General features: G+C 58.4%; 3 protein-coding genes and 2 pseudogenes. 4 read left to right on the top strand and 1 reads right to left on the bottom strand.

Annotation, left to right across the window (positions count from 1 at the left end):
* Positions 1–61: 61 nt before the first annotated feature.
* Positions 62–826 (top strand): IS6-like element IS6100 family transposase, encoded by a 765-nt coding sequence (locus EKH49_RS16350; protein ID WP_001389365.1) that lies wholly within the window; start codon positions 62–64, stop codon positions 824–826.
* Between the two features lie 55 nt (positions 827–881).
* On the opposite strand, the pseudogene intI1 reads toward EKH49_RS16350, so the two are convergent.
* Positions 882–1,463 (bottom strand): annotated as a pseudogene (gene intI1, locus EKH49_RS16345) (class 1 integron integrase IntI1); the annotation flags it as partial.
* Between the two features lie 145 nt (positions 1,464–1,608).
* Here intI1 and EKH49_RS16340 point away from each other — a divergent pair.
* The 3 genes and pseudogenes from EKH49_RS16340 (at position 1,609) to sul1 (ending at position 3,782) form a co-directional block, all read left to right on the top strand.
* On the top strand, positions 1,609–2,397 hold the full coding sequence (locus EKH49_RS16340) for an ANT(3'')-Ia family aminoglycoside nucleotidyltransferase AadA5 (RefSeq protein ID WP_000503573.1): 789 nt from the start codon (positions 1,609–1,611) through the stop codon (positions 2,395–2,397).
* A 205-nt stretch (positions 2,398–2,602) separates the two neighbouring features.
* Positions 2,603–2,949: pseudogene (gene qacE, locus EKH49_RS16335) on the top strand (quaternary ammonium compound efflux SMR transporter QacE).
* Entirely contained in the window at positions 2,943–3,782 is an 840-nt protein-coding gene (sul1, locus tag EKH49_RS16330) for a sulfonamide-resistant dihydropteroate synthase Sul1 (RefSeq protein ID WP_000259031.1), read from the top strand. Before qacE ends, sul1 begins: the two are co-directional and overlap by 7 nt.
* The last annotated feature ends 26 nt before the right edge of the window (positions 3,783–3,808 follow it).

Raw genomic sequence — 3,808 nt, 5'->3', positions numbered from 1 at the left:
GGCTCTGTTGCAAAAATCGTGAAGCTTGAGCATGCTTGGCGGAGATTGGACGGACGGAACGATGACGGATTTCAAGTGGCGCCATTTCCAGGGTGATGTGATCCTGTGGGCGGTGCGCTGGTATTGTCGCTATCCGATCAGCTATCGCGACCTTGAGGAAATGCTGGCGGAACGCGGCATTTCGGTCGACCATACGACGATCTATCGCTGGGTCCAGTGCTACGCCCCGGAGATGGAGAAGCGGCTGCGCTGGTTCTGGCGGCGTGGCTTTGATCCGAGCTGGCGCCTGGATGAAACCTACGTCAAGGTGCGGGGCAAGTGGACCTACCTGTACCGGGCAGTCGACAAGCGGGGCGACACGATCGATTTCTACCTGTCGCCGACCCGCAGCGCCAAGGCAGCGAAGCGGTTCCTGGGCAAGGCCCTGCGAGGCCTGAAGCACTGGGAAAAGCCTGCCACGCTCAATACCGACAAAGCGCCGAGCTATGGTGCAGCGATCACCGAATTGAAGCGCGAAGGAAAGCTGGACCGGGAGACGGCCCACCGGCAGGTGAAGTATCTCAATAACGTGATCGAGGCCGATCACGGAAAGCTCAAGATACTGATCAAGCCGGTGCGCGGTTTCAAATCGATCCCCACGGCCTATGCCACGATCAAGGGATTCGAAGTCATGCGAGCCCTGCGCAAAGGACAGGCTCGCCCCTGGTGCCTGCAGCCCGGCATCAGGGGCGAGGTGCGCCTTGTGGAGAGAGCTTTTGGCATTGGGCCCTCGGCGCTGACGGAGGCCATGGGCATGCTCAACCACCATTTCGCAGCAGCCGCCTGATCGGCGCAGAGCGACAGCCTACCTCTGACTGCCGCCAATCTTTGCAACAGAGCCCACGCGACAGCTGCTCGCGCAGGCTGGGTGCCAAGCTCTCGGGTAACATCAAGGCCCGATCCTTGGAGCCCTTGCCCTCCCGCACGATGATCGTGCCGTGATCGAAATCCAGATCCTTGACCCGCAGTTGCAAACCCTCACTGATCCGCATGCCCGTTCCATACAGAAGCTGGGCGAACAAACGATGCTCGCCTTCCAGAAAACCGAGGATGCGAACCACTTCATCCGGGGTCAGCACCACCGGCAAGCGCCGCGACAGCCGAGGTCTTCCGATCTCCTGAAGCCAGGGCAGATCCGTGCACAGCACCTTGCCGTAGAAGAACAGCAAGGCCGCCAATGCCTGACGATGCGTGGAGACCGAAACCTTGCGCTCGTTCGCCAGCCAGGACAGAAATGCCTCGACTTCGCTGCTGCCCAAGGTTGCCGGGTGACGCACACCGTGGAAACGGATGAAGGCACGAACCCAGTGGACATAAGCCTGTTCGGTTCGTAAGCTGTAATGCAAGTAGCGTATGCGCTCACGCAACTGGTCCAGAACCTTGACCGAACGCAGCGGTGGTAACGGCGCAGTGGCGGTTTTCATGGCTTGTTATGACTGTTTTTTTGTACAGTCTATGCCTCGGGCATCCAAGCAGCAAGCGCGTTACGCCGTGGGTCGATGTTTGATGTTATGGAGCAGCAACGATGTTACGCAGCAGGGCAGTCGCCCTAAAACAAAGTTAGGCATCATGGGTGAATTTTTCCCTGCACAAGTTTTCAAGCAGCTGTCCCACGCTCGCGCGGTGATCGAGCGCCATCTGGCTGCGACACTGGACACAATCCACCTGTTCGGATCTGCGATCGATGGAGGGCTGAAGCCGGACAGCGACATAGACTTGCTCGTGACCGTCAGCGCCGCACCTAACGATTCGCTCCGGCAGGCGCTAATGCTCGATTTGCTGAAAGTCTCATCACCGCCAGGCGATGGCGGAACATGGCGACCGCTGGAGCTAACTGTTGTCGCTCGAAGCGAAGTAGTGCCTTGGCGCTATCCGGCGCGGCGTGAGCTTCAGTTCGGTGAGTGGCTCCGCCACGACATCCTTTCCGGAACGTTCGAGCCTGCCGTTCTGGATCACGATCTTGCGATTTTGCTGACCAAGGCGAGGCAACACAGCCTTGCGCTTCTAGGCCCATCCGCAGCCACGTTTTTCGAGCCGGTGCCGAAGGAGCATTTCTCCAAGGCGCTTTTCGACACTATTGCCCAGTGGAATGCAGAGTCGGATTGGAAGGGTGACGAGCGGAACGTCGTTCTTGCTCTTGCTCGCATTTGGTACAGCGCTTCAACTGGTCTCATTGCTCCTAAGGACGTTGCTGCCGCATGGGTATCGGAGCGTTTGCCTGCCGAGCATCGGCCCCTCATCTGCAAGGCACGCGCGGCGTACCTGGGTAGCGAGGACGACGACCTAGCAATGCGCGTCGAAGAGACGGCCGCGTTCGTTCGATATGCCAAAGCAACGATTGAGAGAATCTTGCGTTGAGCGGCATGTGCGAAAAGTGCATCGACCCGCGCCGAGGGCATCTGATGCCTAACTCGGCGTTCAAGCGGACGGGCTGCGCCCGCCGCTCAACTATGCGTTAGATGCACTAAGCACATAATTGCTCACAGCCAAACTATCAGGTCAAGTCTGCTTTTATTATTTTTAAGCGTGCATAATAAGCCCTACACAAATTGGGAGATATATCATGAAAGGCTGGCTTTTCTTGTTATCGCAATAGTTGGCGAAGTAATCGCAACATCCGCATTAAAATCTAGCGAGGGCTTTACTAAGCTTGCCCCTTCCGCCGTTGTCATAATCGGTTATGGCATCGCATTTTATTTTCTTTCTCTGGTTCTGAAATCCATCCCTGTCGGTGTTGCTTATGCAGTCTGGTCGGGACTCGGCGTCGTCATAATTACAGCCATTGCCTGGTTGCTTCATGGGCAAAAGCTTGATGCGTGGGGCTTTGTAGGTATGGGGCTCATAATTGCTGCCTTTTTGCTCGCCCGATCCCCATCGTGGAAGTCGCTGCGGAGGCCGACGCCATGGTGACGGTGTTCGGCATTCTGAATCTCACCGAGGACTCCTTCTTCGATGAGAGCCGGCGGCTAGACCCCGCCGGCGCTGTCACCGCGGCGATCGAAATGCTGCGAGTCGGATCAGACGTCGTGGATGTCGGACCGGCCGCCAGCCATCCGGACGCGAGGCCTGTATCGCCGGCCGATGAGATCAGACGTATTGCGCCGCTCTTAGACGCCCTGTCCGATCAGATGCACCGTGTTTCAATCGACAGCTTCCAACCGGAAACCCAGCGCTATGCGCTCAAGCGCGGCGTGGGCTACCTGAACGATATCCAAGGATTTCCTGACCCTGCGCTCTATCCCGATATTGCTGAGGCGGACTGCAGGCTGGTGGTTATGCACTCAGCGCAGCGGGATGGCATCGCCACCCGCACCGGTCACCTTCGACCCGAAGACGCGCTCGACGAGATTGTGCGGTTCTTCGAGGCGCGGGTTTCCGCCTTGCGACGGAGCGGGGTCGCTGCCGACCGGCTCATCCTCGATCCGGGGATGGGATTTTTCTTGAGCCCCGCACCGGAAACATCGCTGCACGTGCTGTCGAACCTTCAAAAGCTGAAGTCGGCGTTGGGGCTTCCGCTATTGGTCTCGGTGTCGCGGAAATCCTTCTTGGGCGCCACCGTTGGCCTTCCTGTAAAGGATCTGGGTCCAGCGAGCCTTGCGGCGGAACTTCACGCGATCGGCAATGGCGCTGACTACGTCCGCACCCACGCGCCTGGAGATCTGCGAAGCGCAATCACCTTCTCGGAAACCCTCGCGAAATTTCGCAGTCGCGACGCCAGAGACCGAGGGTTAGATCATGCCTAGCATTCACCTTCCGGCCGCCCGCTAGC

Origin of the sequence: Glutamicibacter sp. HZAU (assembly GCF_004100365.1) — a bacterium.
GTDB classification, from domain to species: Bacteria; Actinomycetota; Actinomycetes; order Actinomycetales; family Micrococcaceae; genus Glutamicibacter; species Glutamicibacter nicotianae.
The sequence above is the reverse complement of the archived record's forward strand: the minus strand, read 5'-3'. Positions and strand labels throughout refer to the sequence as shown.